This window comes from Dietzia sp. IBK-p2-16D (assembly GCF_057773085.1).
The window spans coordinates 1-463 of sequence record NZ_JBYMTL010000055.1 but is presented as its reverse complement, the minus strand read 5'-3'; the positions used below and the strand labels follow the sequence as shown (position 1 = coordinate 463).

Sequence of the window (463 nt, the reverse complement as noted above, 5' to 3'; positions counted from 1 at the left end):
CAGGACGGCTACGAGCCTAAGAACGAGGTCCGAGGGTTTAAGGCTATTGGCGGAGCGCCACCCGCCGCGCGCCCGTCAGGGCCGTCCTTTGCCGCCAAGCCAGCGCCCGCCGCGTCAAAAGCCCCGCCGTGGAAAAAGGCAGCGCCCGCGGCTGTAGCTGAAGACGAAATCCCGTTCTGATGGCCACACTCCCTGTCACCGATTGCCCCATTACGGCGTTGATTGACAAGGCATTGACCGCCGAGGCGGAGGCATTACGCCCTCACCTTGGCGCGTCAGGACTTGGTCATTATTGCGAACGGTGGATATGGCTTTCTTTTCGTTGGGCGGTGCGCGGCCAGCACTCAGGCCGCACGCTTCGTATTTTTCAACGCGGCAAGGACGAGGAGGCCCGCGCCTATGCGTTGCTTGCCAAGTCCGGAATTAATGTCGTGGGAACGCAAGATCGCGTTGATTTTGGCGG

The 463-nt window shown here is 61.6% G+C and carries 1 protein-coding gene; it reads left to right on the top strand.

Features of this window, described 5'->3' with window-relative positions:
- Positions 1-179: 179 nt before the first annotated feature.
- A partial coding sequence (locus AC3DE3_RS17320) for a hypothetical protein (protein ID WP_488370858.1) occupies positions 180-463 on the top strand: 284 nt, incomplete at its 3' end.